Annotated in this window: 19 protein-coding genes; 18 read left to right on the plus strand and 1 reads right to left on the minus strand. The window is 42.3% G+C overall.

Annotation, left to right across the window (positions count from 1 at the left end):
* Window positions 1-2: 2 nt before the first annotated feature.
* The 11 genes from recN to JG30_RS03510 all read left to right on the plus strand — a co-directional run bounded on the left by recN (window position 3) and on the right by JG30_RS03510 (window position 12,362).
* Complete coding sequence (recN, locus tag JG30_RS03460) at window positions 3-1,730, plus strand: DNA repair protein RecN (protein WP_046316168.1); 1,728 nt, start codon at window positions 3-5, stop codon at window positions 1,728-1,730.
* A 59-nt stretch (window positions 1,731-1,789) separates the two neighbouring features.
* Entirely contained in the window at window positions 1,790-2,407 is a 618-nt protein-coding gene (gene gmk / locus JG30_RS03465) for a guanylate kinase (protein WP_046316171.1), read from the plus strand.
* Window position 2,408: 1 nt separating this feature from the next.
* Complete coding sequence (rpoZ, locus tag JG30_RS03470) at window positions 2,409-2,687, plus strand: DNA-directed RNA polymerase subunit omega (protein WP_046316173.1); 279 nt, start codon at window positions 2,409-2,411, stop codon at window positions 2,685-2,687.
* 91 nt (window positions 2,688-2,778) lie between these two features.
* Entirely contained in the window at window positions 2,779-5,178 is a 2,400-nt protein-coding gene (priA, locus tag JG30_RS03475) for a primosomal protein N' (protein WP_046316175.1), read from the plus strand.
* Between the two features lie 4 nt (window positions 5,179-5,182).
* The gene (gene fmt, locus JG30_RS03480; protein WP_046316177.1) at window positions 5,183-6,133 is read left to right on the plus strand and encodes a methionyl-tRNA formyltransferase; all 951 of its coding nucleotides are present in this window, start codon (window positions 5,183-5,185) and stop codon (window positions 6,131-6,133) included.
* Complete coding sequence (gene rsmB / locus JG30_RS03485) at window positions 6,111-7,457, plus strand: 16S rRNA (cytosine(967)-C(5))-methyltransferase RsmB (RefSeq protein ID WP_245626287.1); 1,347 nt, start codon at window positions 6,111-6,113, stop codon at window positions 7,455-7,457. The genes fmt and rsmB overlap by 23 nt, the downstream gene beginning before the upstream one ends.
* 7 nt (window positions 7,458-7,464) lie before the next feature.
* Window positions 7,465-8,220: a Stp1/IreP family PP2C-type Ser/Thr phosphatase gene (locus JG30_RS03490; RefSeq protein WP_046316180.1), complete on the plus strand. Its 756-nt coding sequence runs from the start codon at window positions 7,465-7,467 to the stop codon at window positions 8,218-8,220.
* Window positions 8,213-10,180 (plus strand): Stk1 family PASTA domain-containing Ser/Thr kinase, encoded by a 1,968-nt coding sequence (gene pknB, locus JG30_RS03495; RefSeq protein ID WP_046316182.1) that lies wholly within the window; start codon window positions 8,213-8,215, stop codon window positions 10,178-10,180. The genes JG30_RS03490 and pknB overlap by 8 nt, the downstream gene beginning before the upstream one ends.
* A 1-nt stretch (window position 10,181) precedes the next feature.
* Window positions 10,182-11,057 carry a ribosome small subunit-dependent GTPase A gene (rsgA, locus tag JG30_RS03500; protein WP_046316184.1) on the plus strand — a complete coding sequence of 292 codons (876 nt, stop codon included), beginning with the start codon at window positions 10,182-10,184 and terminating at the stop codon, window positions 11,055-11,057.
* 10 nt (window positions 11,058-11,067) lie between these two features.
* Complete coding sequence (gene rpe, locus JG30_RS03505) at window positions 11,068-11,724, plus strand: ribulose-phosphate 3-epimerase (protein WP_046316186.1); 657 nt, start codon at window positions 11,068-11,070, stop codon at window positions 11,722-11,724.
* Window positions 11,724-12,362, plus strand: a complete 639-nt coding sequence (locus JG30_RS03510) for a thiamine diphosphokinase (RefSeq protein ID WP_046316188.1) — start codon at window positions 11,724-11,726, stop codon at window positions 12,360-12,362. The genes rpe and JG30_RS03510 overlap by 1 nt, the downstream gene beginning before the upstream one ends.
* 32 nt (window positions 12,363-12,394) lie before the next feature.
* On the opposite strand, the gene rpmB is transcribed toward JG30_RS03510, so the two are convergent.
* Window positions 12,395-12,580 carry a 50S ribosomal protein L28 gene (gene rpmB, locus JG30_RS03515; RefSeq protein WP_046316190.1) on the minus strand — a complete coding sequence of 62 codons (186 nt, stop codon included), beginning with the start codon at window positions 12,578-12,580 and terminating at the stop codon, window positions 12,395-12,397.
* Window positions 12,581-12,804: 224 nt separating this feature from the next.
* Here rpmB and JG30_RS03520 point away from each other — a divergent pair, with 224 nt between their 5' ends.
* From JG30_RS03520 to smc, 7 genes are all read left to right on the plus strand, one after another.
* Window positions 12,805-13,170 carry an Asp23/Gls24 family envelope stress response protein gene (locus tag JG30_RS03520; RefSeq protein WP_046317210.1) on the plus strand — a complete coding sequence of 122 codons (366 nt, stop codon included), beginning with the start codon at window positions 12,805-12,807 and terminating at the stop codon, window positions 13,168-13,170.
* 15 nt (window positions 13,171-13,185) lie between these two features.
* Window positions 13,186-14,859 (plus strand): DAK2 domain-containing protein, encoded by a 1,674-nt coding sequence (locus tag JG30_RS03525; protein WP_046316192.1) that lies wholly within the window; start codon window positions 13,186-13,188, stop codon window positions 14,857-14,859.
* Window positions 14,860-14,902: 43 nt separating this feature from the next.
* Window positions 14,903-16,930 (plus strand): ATP-dependent DNA helicase RecG, encoded by a 2,028-nt coding sequence (recG, locus tag JG30_RS03530; RefSeq protein ID WP_046316194.1) that lies wholly within the window; start codon window positions 14,903-14,905, stop codon window positions 16,928-16,930.
* Between the two features lie 15 nt (window positions 16,931-16,945).
* Window positions 16,946-17,950, plus strand: coding sequence for a phosphate acyltransferase PlsX (plsX, locus tag JG30_RS03535; protein ID WP_046316196.1), 1,005 nt, complete (start codon window positions 16,946-16,948; stop codon window positions 17,948-17,950).
* A gap of 14 nt (window positions 17,951-17,964) precedes the next feature.
* Window positions 17,965-18,207 carry an acyl carrier protein gene (gene acpP / locus JG30_RS03540; protein ID WP_046316198.1) on the plus strand — a complete coding sequence of 81 codons (243 nt, stop codon included), beginning with the start codon at window positions 17,965-17,967 and terminating at the stop codon, window positions 18,205-18,207.
* Window positions 18,208-18,271: 64 nt separating this feature from the next.
* Window positions 18,272-18,970: a ribonuclease III gene (rnc, locus tag JG30_RS03545; protein ID WP_046317212.1), complete on the plus strand. Its 699-nt coding sequence runs from the start codon at window positions 18,272-18,274 to the stop codon at window positions 18,968-18,970.
* Between the two features lie 11 nt (window positions 18,971-18,981).
* Window positions 18,982-22,536 (plus strand): chromosome segregation protein SMC, encoded by a 3,555-nt coding sequence (gene smc / locus JG30_RS03550; RefSeq protein WP_046316200.1) that lies wholly within the window; start codon window positions 18,982-18,984, stop codon window positions 22,534-22,536.
* Window positions 22,537-22,540: the final 4 nt, after the last annotated feature.

The following is a 22,540-nucleotide window of genomic DNA, read 5'->3' on the forward strand; positions in this document are numbered from 1 at the left end:
GAATGTTACAAGAATTAGTTATTCAAAATGTTGCGATCATTGAACAAGTTGAAGTTACTTTTCATTCTGGGCTGTCAGCTTTTACTGGTGAAACTGGTGCCGGCAAATCAATCATCATGGATGCCTTAGGCTTATTGATTGGCAATCGCGGGCGCAGTGAATTGGTTCGGACAGGCAGCAGCAAAGCTATTGTGCAAGGGCAATTTAGTTTAGAAGCTGTTAACCAGTCGCAAATTAAGCAACTATGCCAACAACAAGGGGTGGACTTGCCGATTGCAGACCCTACGCTGATTATTAAACGGGAGTTGCATAAAAATGGCCGTAATCTCTGTCGTGTAAACGGCACGTTAGTACCGTTAGCTTTTTTAAAAAAATTAGGTCCTTATTTAGTAGATATTAGCGGACAAAATCAAAGTCAAAGTTTATTAGATCCCCAGACGCATCTGCATTTATTGGACGAATTTGGTCAAAAACCATTGCAGCAAAGTCTTGCCGCATATCAAAAAGAATTTGCCAAGTATCAACAAATTCGTCAGCAGTTAGCAGAGGTTCAGCATAATCAGCAACAGTTAGCACAACAGAGGGATATGTTGCAATTTCAAGTCCAAGAAATTACAGCGGCAAATTTGCAGCCTCAAGAAGAAGAGGAGTTAACTTCCCAGTTGCAACAATTAACTAATTTTGAAAAAATACATGAAAGTTTAGCCACTGCTTATTTGGATTTAGCGCAACGAACTCCCAGTATTATGGACCGCTTAGGTGAAGTGTTGCAACAGATGCAAACCATTAGTGATTATGATCCGGAATATCAAGAAATCACGCACGAGATTGAAAGTTCTTTTTATGATTTGCAGGATAGTCAGGAACGTATTCGTCAACAATTAGATCAACAGGAATATGAACCGGGCAAAGTTGATGAGTTGCAAACGCGATTGCAATTAATTCGGAATTTGGAAAAGAAATACGGTGCCAGTATTTCTGAAGTTTTGGCTTTTGGACAACAAGCCCAGACCAAGCTAACCCAGCTAGAGCAACAATTACAAGATCCTCAGCAATTAGAGCAGCAATTACAAACACAGACTTCTGTTGTACAACAAAAAGCTCAGCGGTTGTCCCAACAACGCCATCAAGTAGCTCGGCAATTAGAGCAGAAAATTCAAGAACAATTAGCCGCCATGTATATGGAGCAAACGCGCTTTCAGATTCAATTTACCACGACCGACTTTACTCGTTGGGGTCAAGAATCTTTGGAATTCTTTTTACAGGCTAATCCGGGAGAAGAATTATTACCTTTGGCGAAAATTGCTTCCGGCGGTGAGTTATCACGGATTATGTTAGCTTTGAAAACGGTGCTTGCACAATACCAAGCCGTCGAGACTTTAGTTTTTGATGAAATCGATACTGGGGTAAGTGGTCGTGTCGCGCAGGCAATTGGAGAAAAACTGGCCCAAATTGCAACTCAAGTGCAGGTTTTATGTATTACCCATTTGCCTCAAGTGGCGGCCGTCAGTGACACGCAATACCTGGTTGATAAGCAGATTCAAAAAAAACATACCGTAACGACGGTGCAAACCTTATCACCCCAGCAACGAGTGGCAGTAATTGCCCAAATGTTGGAAGGTACCAAAGTCACTACAATTACAAAACAGCATGCTCAAGAATTATTACAACTAGCCCATCCCACATTGACTTTTGCCAAGAGTGATCAGGGACAACAGACTTTGACTTGAAAAATTTCAGAAAATGTAGCAATATAGAAGGTAAATAATTTTGGTCAAAGGGTGTTAGTATGTCATCGGAAAAGGGAATGCTGATTGTTTTATCGGGTCCATCAGGTGTGGGCAAAGGGACGGTGCGTAAAGCCATGCTCAAAGATGCAACCAATAAATTCAAGTATTCAGTTTCAATGACAACTCGTCCTATGCGGCCGGGAGAACAAGATGGCGTGGATTATTTTTTTCGAACTAAGGCGCAATTTGAAGAACAAATTCGTCAAGGAGGCATGTTAGAGTACGCGCAATATGTCGATCACTATTATGGAACCCCACTGAAATATGTCCAAGATAATCTCAATAACGGTTGGGATGTTTTTCTAGAAATCGAGGTTAACGGTGCTTTACAAGTCCGCAAAAAAATGCCGGATGGCGTCTTTATTTTTTTAACTCCGCCGGATTTGGCTAGTTTACGCCATCGAATTACGGGTCGGGGATCCGAAGATCAATCGACGATTGAAAAACGGATGGAACAGGCCCGACAAGAAATAAAAATGATGTCGAATTATGATTATGCTGTGGTCAATGATCAGGTACCGCAAGCGGTGAAACGAATTGAAAAAATCGTTCAAAGCGAACATTTGCGGGTTTCGCGAGTCATTGACAGTTATCGCAAAATGATTGGAGACAAATAATATGATTTCATATCCTTCCATTGATAAATTATTAGATCAAATTGGTTCCCGCTACTCGTTAGCAGTTTTGTCTGCTAAGCGGGCTCATGAGTTGGATGATGGCGATGAAAAAATGTTGACCAGCTATCAATCGCCGCGCTCCGTGGGTCAGGCATTGGAAGAAATTGCTGCGGATAAAATCGAGATTGATCCCGATTCTATTTTGATGGAGCGTAACGCGGAGCGCGTTGAGTTACTGGAAGAAACCCGAGAAGAGGCTCAAGAGTCGCAACATGAGTAAGAGATTGGCTATTTATTAAGGGATTATTTTGTCTCCATTAGAAAATCAGCTTCTAATGGAGTTTTTTGCGTCATAAAGGAGTGGTACAGGCTTGTATGCTCAAGTAGTTGTCGATGTGCCGACTCAGCAAACGGATCATTCATTTGATTATTTGATTCCGGCAGCTTTAGAGAAGTTCATTGTTGCCGGACAACGGGTGGTGGTACCTTTTGGTCGCAGCGGGCGGCGTGTACAAGGCTTTGTTGTCGGTACTAGTACCACTAGTAGTTATGCCCAAAAATGCAAACCGATCGCCTATTTAATTGATTTGCAACCGGTGTTAAGCTCAGAATTATTACAATTATCGCAATGGTTAGCCAACCGGACTTTTGCTTTTTGGGTTGATTGCTTACAAACCATGTTACCAAACGTGATGCGCGCCAAATATTCAAAAAAAGCTTGGGCTTTAACTTCGACTGTACGTCAATCGGCGTTATTTCAAGGTGCCGCGGCCATCTCAGTCCCTAATGATTTAACCCAGCAACGCCAACTGGCTCAATGGCAAAAGCAAGGACAAGTGCGGATTGACTACTTGGTTGAAAACAAAGCGCAGACGCGTCAACAATTAGTTTTAAACCGAGTAGCTAATCAAGATTATGCACACATTGTCACGCAGGTTAAGCCTCAAGCTACCAAACAGCGGCAGTTGTTGCAGTTATTTATTGATCATCCGGACTGGCAACAAATAACTTATACGGCTTTACAACAAAAATATCAGATTGGTAATAGTGTCATCAAAGCTGCTATTGCACATGGTTGGTTTACGCGCTCTCAAATTGAGATTCGCCGCAATCCTTATACGAATCCGGTGACTCCCTCGTCACCTCAAGTTTTGACCGCGGAACAGCGCAAAGCTTACCAAACGATTATTACTAGCGCTTCCCGGCCAGTTTTATTAGAAGGTGTTACAGGGAGTGGGAAAACCGAAGTTTATTTACAAGTCATTGAACATTTTTTACAGCAACATAAAACAGCTTTAATGTTAGTGCCGGAAATCTCTTTAACCCCACAGATGGTAACCCGGGTGCGGGCACGTTTTGGCGGCCAAGTGGCTGTTTTGCATAGTGGTTTATCCCAAGGTGAACGTTATGACGAATGGCGGCGAATTAATCAACAACAAGCCCAGGTGGTAGTAGGAGCCCGTTCGGCAGTGTTTGCTCCCTTGCGGCATTTGGGAGTGATCATCATCGATGAAGAGCATGAAGCCAGTTATAAACAAATTGACAATCCCCGTTATCATGCTCGGGATGTGGCTTTATGGCGGGGACGCTATCATCATTGCCCTGTAGTTTTAGGGAGTGCGACTCCCAGCTTAGAATCTCGAGCTCGTGGTCAAAAACGCGTATATCAACTAGTGCAAATGCCGCATCGGGTTTACAATCAACCCTTACCACAAGTTCAGATTGTTGATTTACGTGAACAACAGAATTTGGCACTGGAATTAAATTCACCGCTGCAAGTAGATTTGTCCCAACCGCTGATAACGGCTTTACACCAGTGTTTAAAAAAGCACGAACAAGCGATTCTCTTATTAAATCGACGTGGTTATGCGAATTTTTTGCTTTGCCGCAATTGTGGTTTTGTGCCGCATTGTCCTAATTGTGATATAACTTTGACCGTTCATTTACAAGAGCATTGCTTGTTGTGCCATTATTGTGGCCATCGGGAGCCGATTATGAAGCAGTGTCAGGTTTGTGGCAGTTCCAAATTACGCTTAAGTGGCACCGGTACGCAAAAAGTAGAAACCCAATTACAAGAATTACTGCCGCAAGCCCGGGTGTTGCGAATGGACAATGATACCACCACGCGTAAAGGTGCACATCAAAGAATTTTACAACAATTTGCACAGCAACAAGCCGATATCTTATTAGGTACGCAAATGATTGCGAAAGGACTGGATTTTCCTAATGTCACTTTAGTGGGAGTTATTAATGCGGATACAGGTCTAGGGATTAACGATTTTCGGGCCAATGAGCGGACGTTTCAATTATTAACGCAGGTAAGTGGGCGTGCGGGACGAAAGCAAAAATTAGGCCAGGTTTTCATCCAAACTTATAATCCGGATAATTATGCGATTCAATTAGCTTCTCAGCAAGACTATGAAGCTTTTTACCGACAAGAAATGCAATTTCGGCATCAAGGGAACTATCCGCCTTACTTTTTTTTGATTAAAATTACAATTTCCCACCAGGAGCGCGCGCAGGCTTTTAAGATGGCTTATAATGTAGCTAAACGGATTAAACCCATCTTGCAACCGCGAGAACAATTACTAGGTCCTGTACAGCCTACGGTGGCGCGCATCAAGAATCGGTATTATTATCAAATTATTATTAAATATCGTCACAATCAGTCCCTAGGGCAATTGCTGCACCAGATTATGAACAATGTACAGATAGATAAAAAACGTGGTTTTGCAATAGCCATTGACAATGAACCACAGCAAATGGAGTAAATTAATGACAAAAATAGTTTTTATGGGAACCCCCCAATTTGCAGTTAATATTCTAGCTGGTTTGCTAACGGATACAGCCGCCTATGAGATCTTGGCGGTAGTGACGCAGCCCGATCGCCGTGTAGGCCGGCGGCAGCGACTGCAGGAAAATCCGGTGAAGTCTTTTGCTACGGCGCATCATTTGCCGGTCATGCAACCAGAACGTCTGGCGCAAAGTGTTGAGTTGCAGCAAATTATTGAGTTGCAGCCCGATTTGATTATTACAGCAGCTTATGGGCAGTTTTTACCGCCAGAATTGTTGGCGGCACCGCGGCTAGCTGCCGTTAATGTTCACGGTTCATTATTACCCAAAAACCGCGGTGGAGCACCCATTCAACGGGCTATTATGAATGGGGATACGCAAACGGGAATCACCTTAATGTACATGGCAGCGCAAATGGATGCCGGCGATATTATCAGCCAACAAGCGGTACCCATTGAAGCGACGGATACTGCAGGCAGTTTATTTGAAAAATTAAGCCTGGTCGGCCGCGACCTTTTGTTGACAACTTTGCCGCAAATTATTGCAGGGACTAATGAGCGGATTCCGCAAGATGATTCTCAAGCTACTTTTACCCCGAATATTAAGCCAACCGAAGAGTTAATTAATATTAATCAACCTGCTACCCAAATTAACCGGCAGGTACGCGGATTGAACCCCGATCCGGTGGCTTATTTATGGTTAGATGGTTTACGGACAAAAATTTATCAAGCGACCGTAGTCGATCAAGCGACCACCTTGACTCCGGGTCATGTGGTAGCCCGGACTAAAAAGCATTTATGGATCGCAGCGGGAGAACAAACGGTTTTATCTTTAGATGAAATTCAACCCGCCGGTAAATCTCGAATGTCCATTGCGGCTTTCTTAAATGGCAAAGGAAAGGACATTCAAATTGGCGATCAAATCATTAAATGATAATCCCCGCTATTGGGCAGCCCGCATTGTGACCCAGGTCTTACAGGGCCAAGGCTATTCCAATTTTTTGTTAAATCAGTGTCTCAGTCGACAACTTTTAAAACCTGTTGACCAGGATCTGTTAGTGCAATTAGTTTATGGAACTTTACAGCATAAATTAACTTTGGATTATTATTTACAGCCGCTGATCAAAAAACCCCAAAATCTGGCGCCGTTAATTTTGAATCTTTTGCGCATTTCAGTTTATCAGCTTTATTATTTGGATCGAATTCCGGATCGGGCGATTTTTTATGAGGCCACAAAAATCGCCAAAAAAGTTGAAAATCCTGGTGCCGGGAAACTGGTAACCGCTATTTTACGCAACTTGCAACGTCAAGGACAAAAACCAGTACAAACCGCAGATCCCAAAAACCAATTGAGTATCGAATATAGTGTACCGCTTTGGGTGATTGAAAAATTAACGGCCCAAATTGGTTGGACGAAAACGCAAACCTTAGTCCACAGTTTAAATCAACCGCCAAAAAATGCTGTTCGAGTGAATTTACAAAAAACTAATTTGCCCGATTTACAGCAACAATTGGCAACACAAAATATCAGCACGCAACCCAGTGTTTTAAGTCCTGTCGGGCTCGTCAGCCAACAGGGAGCTATTACGCAAAGTTCGCTATTACAGCAAGGTCTTTACACGGTTCAAGATGAAAGTGCGATGTTAGTAGCGCCTGCTTTACAAGTTGGTCCCCAACATCGAATTCTAGATGCCTGTGCGGCACCAGGTGGTAAGACTACCCAATTAGCCAGCTATTTAGAACCAGAGGGCCAAATCACTGCCTTAGATTTGCACGCGACAAAATTACGACTGATTGAAGCAAATGCCCGGCGACTGGGAGTGCAAAATTACATTCAGACTCAGGCTTTGGATGCGCGGCAAGCAGATCAACATTTGCCGGCGCAAAGTTATGATCGGATCTTAGTAGATGCTCCGTGTTCAGGCTTTGGCTTGATGCGCCGCAAACCAGAAATTCGTTATTTACGTGATGCAAAGGCCTTGACTTCGTTAGCCCAGGTGCAAAAAGATATTTTGACGAGTGTGGCACCGTTGCTGAAAGTCGGCGGTCTGTTGGTTTATAGTACCTGCACGATTTTTGAGGAAGAAAATCAACAAATCGTGCACAATTTTTTAACAACTCATCGCGAATTTACGCTCGCACCGGTAGTGACTACTTGGCCGTTAAAAGTGCTGCATCGTGGTGAATTTGTTCAAATTTTTCCAGATGATTTTCAAACAGATGGTTTTTTTATTGCTTGTTTAAAAAAGACGAGGTGACAACTTTATGGACGTAGCCTACCGTACCGATATTGGACGTCAACGGGATAATAACGAAGATTATGTTCAAATCTACCGTAATCAGCAGAAAGTAACTTTTGCGGTGGTCGCTGATGGGATGGGCGGTCACTTAGGAGGCGATATTGCTTCTGATATGGTGGTAACTCACTTCGGCGAGGCATTTGAAAAAACCGATTCTGCAGATATTCATACGATTGCTCATTGGGCTAAACAGCTCTTAACCTTAGAAAATAAACGGGTCATACAAGCCTCACAAAAAAAAGTGGAACTTACGAATATGGGAACTACTTTGGTGGGAGCATTTGTTTTTCCTACCAAGCTGTTAGTGGTTAATGTAGGTGATAGCCGTTGTTATTTATATCGCCATTCACAATTGCGGCAATTGAGTTTTGACCATTCGTTAGTTAATGAACTGTTGATTTCGGGCGCGATTACAGCACAAGAAGCCAAGCACCATCCTAATAAAAATATTATTACCCAAAGTCTGGGAGTTTCAGAAGGAGTTAGTCCGACCTTTGGCTTTTTTGATTTACAAACGCAAGATCAAATTTTGTTATGTAGTGATGGATTGACAAATATGGTCGATGATGACCAAATTGCGCAGGTTTTAGCAGAAAGTCAAACTTCAGAGAAAAAATGTGATCAACTGATAACCGCCGCTAATGCTGCTGGTGGGCAAGACAATATTACCGTTTTACTCATTGATTTGCAGGCAGATCGCGAGGACTCTGCTCATGATTAATAAGGGAGATCTCATTGCGGATCGTTATTTAATCTTAGATACTTTGGGCGAAGGCGGGATGTCTAATGTTTATTTAGCCGAAGACCAATTTTTGCACCGGAAAGTAGCCCTTAAAAGTTTACGATTCGACGTTCAAAATAATCCGCAAATTAAAATTCGTTTTAAGCGTGAATCCATTGCGATGAGTGAATTGTCCAGCCCCTACATTGTCAATATTTTAGATGTAGGTGATGACGATTCATTTCCGTATATTGTAATGGAATACGTGGCAGGTTCGACTTTAAAGCAGTATATCCATCAACATTATCCGCTCGAGTATCCCTTAGTGGTTCGTTTTATGATGGAAATTTTGCAAGGCGTGACAGTGGCCCACCGTCACGGGATTATTCATCGCGATTTAAAACCTCAAAATGTGATGATTACGCCTAGCAATCACGTCAAGGTCTCGGATTTTGGGATTGCGTTGTCGTTAGGTGAACAGTCAATTACACAAACTGACTCCACATTGGGTTCAGTCCACTATATGGCTCCGGAACGAGTACGTGGCGAGCGCGCCACCGCCCAATCGGATATTTATTCACTGGGAATTATTTTATATGAAATGTTGACCGGTAAATTACCTTTTGACGGCGAAACTTCGTTGGCTATTGCCTTAAAGCACTTTAACGAAGAAATTCCCGACATGAAAAAAGCGCTTCCGGATTTGCCGCAACCGTTAGAAAATGTGGTTTTAAAAGCAACCGCCAAAGATCCCAAGCAGCGCTATTCCAGTACACAAGCGATGGCCAATGACCTGCGGACGGCTTTAGACCCGAACCGGGCGCAAGAGCCGAAGTTTGTGGCGCTACCTGTGAAAACGGGTTCCAACTTAGAAGCTACGAAGGTCATGCCTAATTTAAGCAAAAATGATGCCCCCAAAACCCAAGCTACACCGCCTAAGCCTCGGCGTCGTTGGTGGCGTAAAAAAAGATGGTGGCTGTTCGGATTGCTTTTACTAGGGTTGATCCTCTTAGGTGGTTGGCTCTTTTGGGGTCGAGCCGAAGTTGCCGTCCCGGATGTTAATAATCTGAGTTTAAGTCAGGCAAACAACAGACTAGTCGCTGCAAAACTCAAACCGGGAGCAGTAATCAAGCAAACCAGTGCTACGGTTCCTGCAAAAAAGGTGATCCGCACTATTCCTAATCATGGTGTGCGTTTGAAAACTGGGGCCAAGGTGAAGCTGGTTATCAGTTCGGGCAGTAAAAAGCAGCGTGTACCCAATGTTGTTGGGCTTAATTATGCAGCAGCCGCGGCTAAACTGCGAGGTCAAGGTTATCAAGTGCAACGGGTGAATCGTTATTCCAAAAATGTTTCGTCTGGCATCGTGTTGCGGCAAAGCCCCAAATATGCTCATGCACGTCAAAAAGTTCGATTAGTTGTGTCTTTAGGACCCCATCGGCATAATCTGACAGTTAAAGATTTAACCGGTTATAGTTTACGCAGTGCCCGCGATTATGCTGATGAAGTGGGTTTAACTTTAGTAGTGAAAGAACAGGCCTCTGATTCGGTCGATAAAGGCTTAATTATTAGTCAAGATCCTAGTCCCGGCACGCGCGTAACTCCGGGCTCTGATTTAACGGTTGTGGTGTCTACGGGAGCAGCAAATAATAAGAATTCCAATGACAAAACCAGTGATAATGATGCGGCTAATAACGATCACGGTGCTAATACAAACACGCCACAAAATTATGAAAAAACCGTGACCATTCCTTATGACAGTCAGAATGCTACCGGCAGTAATCAAGTTCAAATTTATTTAAAAGATAACAATCGTAATTTAACGGACTTGTATAAAGCTATGACAATTAAAGCTGATACGAATGTGGTTTTACCCTTTGTTTTAAAAAAGGGCGATACTGGTCAATATCGCATTGTCCGTGACGGCCAAGTGATTGAGTCGCAAACGGTAACAGGTAATTAAAATGAAACAAACTGGAAAAATTATCCAATCCTTAAGCGGTTTTTATGATGTCCAAACAGCTGACCATCAAATTATCCGTACGCGCGCCCGGGGAAATTTTCGCAAACGCAAAATCAAACCCATAGTGGGTGATGTAGTTGATTTTGAAAATGAATATCTATTAAAAATTTATCCCCGCAAAAATCAATTAGTGCGACCGTTGATTGCTAATGTCGATCAGGCCTTAGTGGTCATGAGTAGTATTCAACCAGCTTTTTCTTTTAATTTATTAGATCGTTTTTTAGTGATCTTGCAAGCCCAGCAAGTCCAACCGCTCATTTACGTCAGTAAAACGGATTTGATTACTCCAACGCGGGCCGATAGTTTACAGGCTTCTCTAAAATATTATGAAACTTGGGGATATCCGGTCTTTTGGGGAGCGGCAGCCCAGACTCGGTTACTGAAAGCTCTGGCGCAGCAAGAAACAGTTTTAGCCGGGCAAACGGGCGTTGGAAAGTCTACCTTACTAAATCAACTTGTACCCGCTTTGAATTTAAAAACCAATGCGATTTCACAGAGTTTGAATCGTGGTAAGCATACGACACGCCGAGTAACTTTGTATCCGTTACAGTCGGGCTTGATTGCCGACACACCGGGATTTTCTTCTTTAGATTGGCAAAAAGTTACCGCTGGTCAATTAGCCACTTTATATCCGGATTTACACTACTATAGTAAGCAATGTAAGTATCGTGGTTGTTTGCATTTACAAGAGCCCCATTGTGGTGTTAAAGCTGCAGTTAATGCTGGACAGATATTAACACAACGGTATCAAAATTATTGCCAATTTCAACAGGAATTATCACAACAACGCCCAGTTTATCAAAAAACAAAAAAGTGAGGTTTTCTTTATGGTAAAACAAATGATCGCGCCGTCAATTTTAAGTGCCCAGCGCTTAAATTTGCAAGCAGATATTGATCAAGCAGTGGCTGCAGGTGTTGATATGCTGCACATTGATCTCATGGATGGCGTCTTTGTGCCTACGCTATCTTTTGGCCCCGCATTTATTAAAGATATTCGAACCATTACCCAGGTACCTTTGGATGCCCATCTAATGGTTTGCAATCCAGAACATTATTTAGATGAAGTGATTGCTGCCGGAGCTGATTTAATCAATGTACATGTGGAAAGTACGCAACATATTTTTCGTTTGATCCAGCTTATTCATGCCGCTCATAAAAAAGCCGGTGTGGTTTTGAATCCCGGAACTGCAGTGACGACGATCGCCCCGCTATTAGCTACTGTGGATAATGTTTTAGTGATGACGGTCAATCCGGGGTTTGGCGGTCAAGCCTTCATCGATGCAATGCTGGAAAAAATTCAACAACTGGCCCAATTAAAAGCGCAGCATAACTACAATTACACGATTGAAGTTGATGGCGGAATTAACGATCAAACTATTCAACAATGTGCTCAGGCGGGAGCTAATATCTTTGTCGCTGGTTCTTATATTTTTGACCATCAAATCGCTTCCCAAATTCAAAAATTACAGCAGGCTTTAAAATAATGGACCAGATTAATTTGCTGTTAGGAGGGCCCACAAAGAATTTACCGCCGTTAGATGACATTGCGGGACCTTGGATTGGTGTAGACCATGGGAATATTACCTTGCTGCAGCAGCATATTACGCCAATGATTAGTGTGGGTGATTTTGATTCCTTAACGACTGTTGAACGCGCAATGATGGAAGCACAGGTGACAGATATTCGTTATGCCAATCCCATTAAAGATTGGACGGATTCGCAATTAGCGTTGCAAGTGGCTTTAGATGACTGTCAGGCCCAGCATCTAACTTTATATGGCGCCACCGGAGCCCGATTGGATCACGAGTTAGTTAATCTTTTTTTGCCGCTTGATTTACACAATTCTGCTGATATGGCCAAATTACAACTAGTTGATCGGCAAAATGTAATTGATTTTTATCCACCGGGGCATTATCAAATTAAGCGATTACCGCAAATGAAATATTTAGCATTCTTTAATTTAACCCCCGTTCAGCAATTAACGATTCAAAAAGCCAAATATCAATTGGCAGCGACGGATTTTGCTCGACCCACGAGTTTAGCCAGCAATGAATTCGTCGGTCCAACAGTGAACTTTTCTTTTACGCAAGGAGTTGTAGCGGTCATTCAAAGTTGCGATTAAAAAAAGACTAACTCATAAGTTAGTCTTTTTTATTAAACGCGGGTCACTTTACCTGACTTTAAAGCCCGGGTGGAAACCCAAACGCGTTTTGGTTTACCATCAACTAAGATCCGAACTTTTTGTAAATTAGCTTTCCAAGAACGTCGTGATGAATTCAAAGCGTGTGAACGCTTATTACCAAAACGAGTTTTGCGTCCGGTAATAATATCTTTGGCCATGGGACAAACCTCCTTGTCCTAGTTAAACTTGCGTATGGTATAATACCTGAATCATACTACCATTTTACTTTAGCGATTTCAAGTACAGATCCTTGACAGTGTCAATTAAAAGTTTCTGGGCTTATAATGGTCGGCTGGCTGGTGAAATAAGGGTAAGACTTTTTAAAAGTTTCGGGCTATGATAGAATTTATTGATGAGACGATTATGAATCGGGGTGCAAATTGTGGCAATATTGATCAATACTAAATTAGGGAATGTTGATATTTCAAATGAGGTTATTGCTTCGATTGTCGGTTGTGCAGCAACGGATATTTACGGCATCGTCGGCATGGCTAGTAAAAATCAGCTCCGCGACGGTTTTAATGAAATTTTAAAGCGTGAAAATTATACCAAAGGTGTCGTTGTCCGCCAGGAAGACTCGGGAACGGTAGTGGATGTTTATATTATTGTCGGTTATGGTGTAAAGATATCGGAAGTTTGTCGTAATGTTCAAAGTAAAGTCAAATATAATCTTGAAACTATGCTTGGAGCACCTACTGCAAAAGTAAATGTTTACGTGCAAGGTGTCAAAGTTTTAGAAGAGGATTAATTGGAGGAATCGCAGTTGGCAGTTCAAGAAATTACTGCGGCTGAATTTACAGCTATGATTCGCATGGCGTCCCATCGTTTAAGCCAAAATGCGGAATTTGTAAATTCGCTTAATGTTTTCCCTGTACCTGATGGAGATACAGGAACAAATATGAATTTAACTTTTCAATCTGGGTATAAAGCCGTTAACGAAGCGCAAACAACCCATGTGGGAGAATTAGCGCAACACTTGGCTAAGGGACTGCTCATGGGAGCCCGTGGCAATTCCGGAGTGATTACTTCACAAATTTTTCGGGGCTTTGCCAAAAGTGTAGCCGCCAAAGCTACTTTAAGTCCGCAAGATTTAGCGCAGGCTTTAGCCGATGGCGTGACGACAGTTTACCAAGCCGTTATGAAGCCTGTCGAAGGAACAATTTTAACAGTGGCCCGCGGCGCTAGTGAAGCCGTGGCCAAAATGAGTGATACCGCACAAACCACCACTGACATTATGACTACTGCGGTCCAAGGGGCGAAAAGTGCTTTGGCAACAACGCCGGATCTCTTGCCGGTTCTCAAAGAAGTTGGTGTGGTGGATTCCGGCGGACAAGGGTTGGTTTTCATTTACGAAGGTTTTCTGGAAGCCTTGGGTGGTAACATCAGTACAAGTGACCAATATCAACCTGATGAAGCTGAAATGGACGAAATGTTGAATGCGGCACATCATCAGTCAGTACAAACGCAATTTAATAATGCGGATATTGCCAATGGTTTTTGTACAGAAATGATGGTGCAATTAGGCCAAAATCCCACTTCTGATGATGCTTTTGACTATGAGGAGTTTCGCAACTATTTAAATGAATTGGGTGATTCTTTATTAGTTGTGGCCGATGAAGAAGTGGTGAAAGTCCATGTGCACACGCAACATCCCCAAAAAATCTTTACACAGGGACGCCGCTATGGTGAACTCAGTAAAATTAAAATTGATAATATGCGCATTCAACATGAGACGATTGTCGAAGCCGAACAAAAGCCTGCCGCGAAAGCGCAACCCCAATTAGATTACGGGGTCATTGCGGTCGTCTCAGGGAAGGGATTACAAGAATTATTTCAGAGTTTAGGGGTAACCACGATTATAAGTGGCGGTCAAACGATGAATCCGTCCACACAAGATATTGTCAATGCCATTAACCAATGTAATGCTAAGCGCGTGTTAGTCTTACCCAATAATGGAAATATTATTATGGCTGCCGAACAGGCTCAAGAGGTAGCTAAGATACCAGTTGCAATTATTCCAAGTAAAACGATCGCACAAGGCATGACAGCTTTGTTGTCTTTTGATCCTAATGCTTCTTTATCAGAGAATCAAACTGATATGACAGAAGCTTTAAGCACAGTAGTGAGTGGTCAGATTACCCGCGCCATTCGCGATAGTGAAGTGGATGATTTGCAGATTCATCAAGATGATTATTTAGGAATTGTCGATAATAAAATCACTGTCAATGGCACCGATTTGTTATCCGTCTGTCAACAAATGTTGACTCGTATGGTCGGCGAAGATAGTGAGGTTGTAACTATTTTAGTAGGCGCGGCCGGTTCGCAAGCCACCGCGCAACAAATTGTGGCCATGATTGGCGAACAATATCCGGATCTCGAATGTGAGATTCACGAAGGGGATCAACCCGTTTATCCTTATTTAATTGCAGTAGAATAAATTAAATTGAGCGGCGGCCAAGGCCGCTTTTTTTGGAGAAAAAATGCAAGCACTATTACAAGCAGTTACTTCTTTGCCGGGAGTGGGACCCAAAACTCAGCAAAACTTAGCTGACTTAGGCATTGAGACTATTCAAGATTTACTCTACTATTTTCCCCGACGGTATGAGGATTTAGTAGTGAAGTCTTTAGCAGAAGCTGCTGACCAAGAAAAAATTGTCTTACAGGGGGTAGTAGCCAGTCCCGCTATCTTAAAACATTTAGGTGCAAAGCGCTCATTAGTTATTGTGCGCTTGCTCGTTGAAAATGAATCGATACCGGTCACTTTTTTTAATCAGCCGTGGCTTAAAAAACGGTTTGAGACTGGGCAAGTGTGTGATATTTATGGTCGTTGGGAAGCTGTTAAGCGCTCTTTAATAGGAATGAAAATTATTCATCAGCCGACCAACGATGCTTCGAAGGTAGATGCGATCTATCCGACCAATAAAAAAGTGCCGCAAAAGTTATTGATTAAACTTATAAAAGCAGCCTATCAAAAATATCATACTGACTTAGTTGATCCGATCGGAACCAAGCTGGAACAAAAGTATCAACTATTATCCGAAGCACAAATGGTTCGTGCAATGCATTTTCCACAAAATATTCAACAAGCACGAGCAGCTCGACGCAGTGCTAAATTTCATGAATTATTTTTATATCATGCTCAACTGGCTTTGCTCAAGCAAACGAATCAACAAAATAGTCGAGGGTTACCAGAAAATTATGATGCAGCTTATGTGCAGCAGTTTATTGAACATTTTGGTTTTTCTTTAACAGCCTCTCAACAGCGCGTGCTGACTGAAATTTTGCAAGATATGTCTCAGCCGCAAGCGATGAATCGTTTATTACAAGGTGACGTAGGTAGTGGTAAAACCGCCGTCGCGGCTACTGCGATGTTTGCAGCGATCACGTCCGGTTATCAAACAGTATTAATGGCTCCCACAGAAATCTTAGCCCAACAACATTATTTAAAATTACGTCCTTTGTTTGCGCAATTTCAAATGACCACGGTTTTATTAACTAGTTCACTGACTGCTAAAGAGCATCAAGCAGCCTTGGAGGCCATTGCTGCGGGTCGTTATAATTTGATTATCGGCACGCAAGCTTTGTTTCAAACTGCTGTCAATTATCGCAATTTGGGCTTAGTGGTCATTGATGAACAGCATCGTTTTGGCGTAGAACAACGTCGGGCTTTACGTCAAAAGGGGCGGGATCCGGATATGTTATTGATGACAGCCACCCCGATTCCGCGTACGTTAGCCATTACTTATTACGGGGAATTAGATTTATCAGTGATCGATGAATTGCCTGCGGGTCGAAAACAGATTGCGACTTATTGGTTGCGGTTTAATAAATTGGATCAAGTTCAGCGGTTTTTAGCAATGCAGTTAAGACAACAAGCGCAAGTCTTTGTTGTTGCCCCTTTAATTAGTGAATCCGAAAAAGTCAACTTGTACAATGCAGAAGAAGTTTACCAACAGTTAACGCAAAGCTTTGCCCAATATAAAGTGGCTTTATTACATGGACAGATGGATGCGCAAGCTAAAGCACAGGTAATGGCGGATTTTCAAGCGCAAAAAATCGATATTTTGGTGGCAACGACAGTCGTAGAAGTTGGAGTCGATGTTCCGAATGCTACGGTCATGGTGATTTATAATGCAGATCGGTTTGGCTTATCGCAATTGCACCAATTACGAGGACGCGTCGGCCGTGGGAAGCGGCAATCTTACTGTATTTTAATTGCTAATCCCCATAATGAGACTGCCTTACAACGTTTACGGATTATGACGCAAACTAATGATGGTTTTAAATTAGCACAAAAAGATTTAGAATTACGGGGGGCTGGAGATTTTTTTGGCAATAAACAGTCCGGACTGCCTAGTTTTAAGGTAGCAGACCCAGTGGCTGATCAAGCCATCCTGTTTGCTGCCTATCAAGAAGTACAAACAATTTTTAGTCAGGATCCAACCTTAACTCAGCATCCGGCTTTGCGAACTTGTTTAAAAAATCAAACACCAGCCATTTTAGATTAATGATGAGGAGACAGTATGAAAATAGCGATTGATGCAATGGGCGGCGATCAAGCACCTCAAGTGATTGTACAAGGGGTTGAACGAGCACGGGATGAATTTACCGACCTAGAATTTAGCCTATTTGGCAAGCAACGCGAAATTCAAAAGTATTTAAAAAAAGCTGATCGAATTGAGATTATTCAGACTGATAGTCAAATTTTAGGTACAGATGAACCGATGAAAGCCATTCGGCATAAAAAGGATTCATCTTTAGTTTTGGCGGCTCAAGCAGTCAAACATCATGAGGCAGATGCCTTATATTCTTTGGGGAATACCGGAGCTTTATTGGCGGCGGGCATTTTTATTGTGGGGCGCTTACCGCAAGTAGCTCGTCCCGCCTTGATGCCTATTTTGCCTTCTTTAAATAATCCACAGGGCTTTTGTTATTTAGATGCAGGCGCTAATGCGGAAAGTAAAGTCAATTATTTAGAACAATGGGCAGTGATGGGTTCCGTTTATGCTCAACAAGTTAAGGGTATTGCTAAACCGCGGGTGGCGTTATTAAATAATGGTAGCGAGTTTGATAAGGGTGATCGCACTCATCAAACTGCTTACCAAACTTTACAAGCTTTGCCGGATCTGAATTTTATTGGCAACCTTGAAGCGGATCAGTTATTAGTATGTGAAGCAGATGTTATTGTCACTGATGGCTTTACCGGCAATGCCGTTTTAAAAACTATGGAAGGCAGTGTTAAAGTTTTGCTGCGCCAACTAAAACAAGCGTTGCTGAATAACGGTGCGCGTGCCAAATTAGGAGCGTGGTTAGCCCAGCCGGCTTTAAAATCGTTGCAGCAATTTTTTGATGTGGCTAGTTACGGTGGAGCTGTATTGATGGGAACTCAAGCTCCTGTCGTGAAATCGCACGGAGCTTCCGATGCCCGCACCGTTTATTATGCTTTGTCGCAATTGAGAATGATGTATAATAAGGGTATGCTAGATCAAGTAACCGATTATTTTCAAAAAAACAACGTAAATCATTAACGGAGTGAATGTCGATGGAAAAACAACAGGTCTTTGATAAAATTGCGCAATTATTAGCGGAACGTTTTAATGTAGCAGCAGACAGTATTACGAGTGACACCAATTTTCAAAATGATTTACAGGCGGATTCAATTGATATGGTCGAATTCGAATTGGAGCTGGAAGATGACTTTGGGGCTGAAATCCCGGATGAAGAAGCGGCAAAAATCCAAACAGTAGGTCAAGCTGTCGATTATATTGTTAGTCATCAAAATTAAGACAACTTAATTAATTAAAAAAGGCGCAAAGCCTTTTTTCTTTAGAAAGGAAGGGATTTTGGTTTTGTTGAGTCCAGAGTTAATTACCTTGCTGCGTCAAAAATATCAAATTGTTTTCAAAAATTATGACCTACTACAGTCAGCCCTGACACATGCTTCCTATGCGAATGAGCATCGTGAATTGCATATTCAAGATTACGAACGTTTAGAATTTTTAGGCGATGCGGTTTTAGAATTAAATGTCTCCCAATATATTTTTCGCAAATTTCCACAGTTACCTGAAGGTCAATTAACTAAGTTGCGTGCAGCCATCGTGTGCACCGCGAGTTTTGCTAAATTTTGTCAAGAAGTAGGTTTACCCCCTTTTATTTTATTGGGAAATGGTGAAGAAAAGGCAGGAGCCCGTAAACGTGACACCTTGTTAGAAGACGTTTTTGAAGCTTTTAATGGCGCCTTATATTTAGATCAAGGTAATGAAGCAGTGATGAGATTTTTACGGCAGACCGTTTTTGAACATATTGATGCCGGTGAATTTAGTGACGATAATGATTTCAAAACCGAATTGCAGGAAGAATTACAGCAAAACGGCGATGTAGATATTAATTATCGAGTCTTGCGGCAAGAAGGCGAAGATGAAACGACGAAGTTTATCGTGCAATTATATATTAACCAGCAGCCCCATACGACTGGCAGCGGGCATAGTAAAAAAATTGCCGAACAGCAGGCCGCACAAAAATATTTGAATCAGTTACATCAAAAATAGGGGGATTAAAAGTGACCCTAAAGGCAGTAGAAATTAGTGGTTTTAAATCCTTTGCAGACAAAACTGCGCTGTATTTTGATCAAGGAATTACCGGTATTGTCGGACCTAATGGCAGTGGCAAAAGTAACCTGGCGGAAGCGATTCGTTGGGTGATTGGTGAGCAGTCAGCTAAAAGTTTACGCGGTTCTAAAATGCAGGATATTATCTTTGCCGGCAGTGATCAACGCCCAGCGTTAAATGTGGCTACAGTAAGTTTACAATTTGATAACCATGATCGGCGATTATCTATTGCCCAAGATGAGGTGGCAATTCGTCGTCGCTTATTTCGTAATGGTGACAGTGAATTTTGGCTCAATAACCAAAAAGTGCGGTTGAAAGATATTAGTTCTCTATTTATTGCTGCAGGTTTAGGCAAAAATTCGTTGGCCATTATTTCACAGGGCCAAGTGGAAGCAGTCTTTAATAGTAAACCGGAACAACGACGATATATCATTGAAGGACCGGCAGGAGTAGCTAATTTTAAACATAAAAAAGCGGAAGCTCAACAACAGTTGGAACAAACAGACGCGAATCTGAAACGGGTCGCCGATATTGTGCAAGAATTAACCCGACAAGTAGAACCGTTGAAAGCACAAGCTCAACAGGCTCAAGAATACCAAACACAAAAACAACAGTATGATTATTGGCAGCAGTTAACTTTGGCTTTTGAAATCCAACAATTAGCTGATCAAAAACAAACTGCATTAACCACGGCCAAACAATTGCAAACGCAGTTAGCGGATTTGGAAAGCCAATTAACGCGTACGCAACAGCAAGTAGCGGCCAATCAACAACAAGATCAACAATTAACGACGGCGATTGATCATTATCAGACTCAATTAACCAGTCTTAGCCGTCAATTAGAAGTTCTTAAAGGCAAACAAGCGCTCGCAGCACAGCAGTCTGATTTTAATGTCACGAATCAATCGGCTTTTACTGCACAGTTGACCAAATTACAAGATCAAAGCCAAACTTTGCAGCAAACTCAGCGCCAACAGCAAGAACAAGTGGCTAGTATTCAACAGCGGGTGCATCAGTTACAACAGCAGATCAAGAATTTGCAAGCAGATTTTAGTGCTGACCCTGAGGAAATGTCGCGTAAGATTGAACAAACGCAGCAACAATATTTAACCTTGTTGCAGCAACAGACTTCGCTGCATAATCAAAAAATTTATTTACAACGTCAGCTGCAGCAATCGCAAGCAGAATCTGATCAGCTCCAAAAACAAATGCAAGAACAACAGCAAACCCAACAACAAGCCCAACAAGAGTTGGCGGATTTGACTAATAAGCAACAAGCAGCTCAACAACAACAAGAGCAGCTGCAACAACAAATACAACAACAGCAAAAAACGGTTCAACAAAAACAAGAGCAGTTGTCCCGCCAACAGCAAGCCGCGGATAAAGTAGTGCAGCACTGGCAACAGACACAGGCTGAACAACGTTCACTGCAACGCATCGTCCAGCAGCATCAAGGGTATTACCAAGGAGTACGAGCAGTTTTAAAAGCCCAATTACCTGGCGTTGTGGGCGTCGTGGCAGAGTTGATTCAAGTTCCGGAGCAGTTTCAAATTGCTTTACAAAGTGCGGCAGCTACCCAATTGCAGTATATAGTAACGCAGATGCAAGCTGATGCTCGTCAAGCCATTGACTATTTACGCCAACACCACGCTGGGCGGGCAACTTTTTTACCTCGTAATGTCATCCAAGCTCGCAAAATTGCTCCCCGCGATGTTGCTGCTTTACAGCAAAAGGCCGGCTATTTAGGCATTGCCAGTGATTTAATTCAGATCACCGATGGTTTGCAAAATATTAATGAAAATCTGTTCGGATCGCTTTTAGTAGTGCAAACGCTCGAAGCTGCGATTGCCATTAGTAATTTGATTCATCATCGTTGGCGGGTTGTGACGCTACAAGGGGATTTAATTAATCCTGGTGGTTCGATGACCGGTGGTCAAGTCAAAGTGACTAATGAACTATTGTCACAAAAAACCCGTCTGCACAAATTAACCCGTACAATGGAACAACTACAACAGCAAGTGCAGCAGCAAAAAGCAGGCGTCCAAAAAGCGCAAGGTGCCTTAGAACAAAAGCATCATCAACTGCAAACACTAGATGATCAAGTCCAGCAGCAAAAGCAAATTGCACAAAAGTTAGATAATCAGTTACAAGTTAAACAACATCAAAAGCAGACCCAGCAACAACAATTACAAGCGCTCAGCTTTCAGCAACAACGTTTTGGAAAACAAATTCAAGCAAATCAAGCTCAACTGCAAGATAGCACAAAACAAAAGGCTGCCATCGAACGTCAGCTCACTGCTAAAAAACAATTGTTGACTCAACAAAAAACTTTATTAGATGATTTTGATCAACAAAAACAAAATTATGAGCAGCAGCTGCAAACGTTACAAACGCAGCTGGCTGTGGCCACTAATGAACTAAATAATCAACAACAACTATTACGTGCAACGCAGCAAGACACAAAAGCTAATCAACAACAAATTGCTGATCTGAAGCAACGCTTAGCACAATTGCAAACTGCAACACAAGATTTACATGCGACCCATCAGGATGTCGATCAGCAGATGGCAAAAATTACTAGCCAAATTAAAACTGCTCAGGAGCAATTAGCTGAGCAACAAAAACTACGCAAACAAATTCAAGTCAAGGCCCCAACTTTAGAAGAAAAATATCAACAGCTTTTTAAGCAACAAAAGAAGTTGGCAGCCGCTCAAGAGGACAATGCGGTGACTTTGGCTAATTATAAAAATCAAATGCAACGCCGTTTGCAGGAATTAGAAACGACTTATCAGATGAGTTTTGAAGTGGCCGCGGCACAATTGGCTGCAACTCAATTTGAGCCGCAACATGCGCAAACTCAGCTGAAGCAGTTACAGCAGCAGCTAACCGAAATAGGTTCTGTCAATTTGAATGCGATTGAAGAATATGAACAGGTCAAGGATCGTTATGAATTTTTACAAAAGCAGCAAGCAGATTTAATTACCGCACGACAGCAATTACAAACCACTATGCAAGAAATGGATCACGAAGTGGCCACCCGCTTTGAACAGATGTTCACACAGGTAGCGGCGGCATTTGAAGTGATCTTTCCCAAAATGTTCGGGGGCGGTAAAGCACAGTTGGTGCTGACGCAACCAGATGATCTATTAACAACCGGAATTGAAATTGTCGCCCAGCCTCCCGGCAAAAAATTGCAACAATTAAGTTTACTGTCTGGTGGTGAACGGGCTTTAACTGTTATTACTTTATTATTTGCGATTATTAAGGTACAACCGGTACCCTTTTGCGTTTTAGATGAAGTAGAGGCCTCTTTAGATGAAGCTAACGTAACCCGTTTTGCAAGCTATTTAAATAAATACGATACAAAAACTCAATTTATTGTGATTACCCATCGACGAGGAACTATGATGCGCACGCAACGCTTATACGGAATTACAATGCAAGAGTCCGGCGTCTCTACTGTTGTTTCCATAAAATTACCACTGACTAATCAGGAGGTGTCATAAGTTC

It is taken from the genome of Bombilactobacillus mellifer, assembly GCF_000970795.1.
Lineage (GTDB): Bacteria > Bacillota > Bacilli > Lactobacillales > Lactobacillaceae > Bombilactobacillus > Bombilactobacillus mellifer.

Excerpts from the sequence above, each read along its gene's own strand:
- recN (WP_046316168.1), top strand. The coding sequence starts at position 3 with ATGTTACAAGAATTAGTTATTCAAAATGTTGCGATCATTGAACAAGTT.
- gmk (WP_046316171.1), top strand. The coding sequence starts at position 1,790 with ATGTCATCGGAAAAGGGAATGCTGATTGTTTTATCGGGTCCATCAGGT.
- rpoZ (WP_046316173.1), top strand. The coding sequence starts at position 2,409 with ATGATTTCATATCCTTCCATTGATAAATTATTAGATCAAATTGGTTCC.
- fmt (WP_046316177.1), top strand. The coding sequence starts at position 5,183 with ATGACAAAAATAGTTTTTATGGGAACCCCCCAATTTGCAGTTAATATT.
- JG30_RS03490 (WP_046316180.1), top strand. The coding sequence starts at position 7,465 with ATGGACGTAGCCTACCGTACCGATATTGGACGTCAACGGGATAATAAC.
- pknB (WP_046316182.1), top strand. The coding sequence starts at position 8,213 with ATGATTAATAAGGGAGATCTCATTGCGGATCGTTATTTAATCTTAGAT.
- rsgA (WP_046316184.1), top strand. The coding sequence starts at position 10,182 with ATGAAACAAACTGGAAAAATTATCCAATCCTTAAGCGGTTTTTATGAT.
- rpe (WP_046316186.1), top strand. The coding sequence starts at position 11,068 with ATGGTAAAACAAATGATCGCGCCGTCAATTTTAAGTGCCCAGCGCTTA.
- JG30_RS03510 (WP_046316188.1), top strand. The coding sequence starts at position 11,724 with ATGGACCAGATTAATTTGCTGTTAGGAGGGCCCACAAAGAATTTACCG.
- rpmB (WP_046316190.1), bottom strand. The coding sequence starts at position 12,580 with ATGGCCAAAGATATTATTACCGGACGCAAAACTCGTTTTGGTAATAAG.
- recG (WP_046316194.1), top strand. The coding sequence starts at position 14,903 with ATGCAAGCACTATTACAAGCAGTTACTTCTTTGCCGGGAGTGGGACCC.
- plsX (WP_046316196.1), top strand. The coding sequence starts at position 16,946 with ATGAAAATAGCGATTGATGCAATGGGCGGCGATCAAGCACCTCAAGTG.
- acpP (WP_046316198.1), top strand. The coding sequence starts at position 17,965 with ATGGAAAAACAACAGGTCTTTGATAAAATTGCGCAATTATTAGCGGAA.